Source organism: Streptomyces sp. NPDC031274, from assembly GCF_055570235.1.
On record NZ_JBVIHP010000487.1, the window covers coordinates 1 to 1036 of the forward strand.

Here is a 1036-nt window from a genome sequence, read left to right on the forward strand (position 1 = left end):
TGGTCGGGTGTAAGAGGGGCTCCCTAGATACCCCACTTACCCACCACGGCCACGGACTCGTCGGAGGTCCCCGGCACCGCGTCGAGCGCCTCCAGGTCGACGGGATCGGAGCCGCCCAGCCAGGTGAGCGGCGTGACCTCGGCGGCCTGGCCGGGGCGGTGGGCGACTTCGGCGATGCGGTTGTCGCCGGGCCGCTTGTTGTCGCGTACGACGAGGGTGCGCAGAGCGTCACCCGAACGGGAGGTGACCGCGAGGCCGCTGATGCCGGACTTCACGTCGTCCCCGACCCGCTGCCATGCGGCGGCCTGCGGCTGCGCCGTGGACAGGCCGGTGGTGAACGCCACGGCAACTCCCGCGCCGAGTGCGGTCATTGCGGTCAGAACGGTCTTACGCATGGTCAGGGACCTCTCGCTCGGTGCGCGACGCGCGTAGATTCACGGCTGGCCGGACCGTAGTGGCCCGGCCGGACGTGAGGCAAGTGGGGGTACCCGGACTGGTCTAACGGGTGGTGCGCGCCGTCGCGGGCTCGCGGTGCTTCCGCTCGGCGGTATCGGTGTCGATGTCAGGGTCGGTGTCATCGGTTGCGGTCGTCCCGTGCGCGGGCCGGAGCAGCGTCGCCGCCAGGGCGAGGCCCGCCGCCGCGATTCCCGTGGCCACCCAGAAGGCGAGGCGGTAGCCGTCGGCCGTGGCCGCCACGGTCCGCTCGCCGTCCGCGAGCAGGCCCTCCGTGCGGCTCGCGGCCAGTGTGGTCAGGACGGCGAGACCCAGTGAACCGCCCACCACCTGCGTCGTGCTGAAGAGTCCGGAGGCCAGTCCCGCGTCCTCCTCGCGCGCCCCGGCCATCGCGAGCCCCGTCACCGCGGGCATCGCCGCCGCGAACCCGGCGCCGAGCAGCAGCATAGGGGGGAGCACGTCGACGACGTACGAACCGTCGGCGGGCAGGCGGCCGAGGAGGGCGAGGCCCGCCGTGATGAGGACCAGGCCCGCGAGCAGTGAGCGGTAGGCGCCGAAGCGGCCGATCAACTTGGCGGACAGG

At 73.0% G+C, this 1036-nt stretch carries 2 protein-coding genes; both read right to left on the bottom strand.

Annotation, left to right across the window (positions count from 1 at the left end; translation table 11 throughout):
- Positions 1-23: 23 nt before the first annotated feature.
- A complete protein-coding gene (locus ACZ5CR_RS47370; RefSeq protein ID WP_468870279.1) occupies positions 24-395 on the bottom strand; it encodes a hypothetical protein in 372 nt (123 codons plus the stop codon).
- A gap of 103 nt (positions 396-498) precedes the next feature.
- The coding region (locus ACZ5CR_RS47375; RefSeq protein ID WP_468870280.1) for an MFS transporter at positions 499-1036 on the bottom strand (538 nt) is incomplete at its 5' end.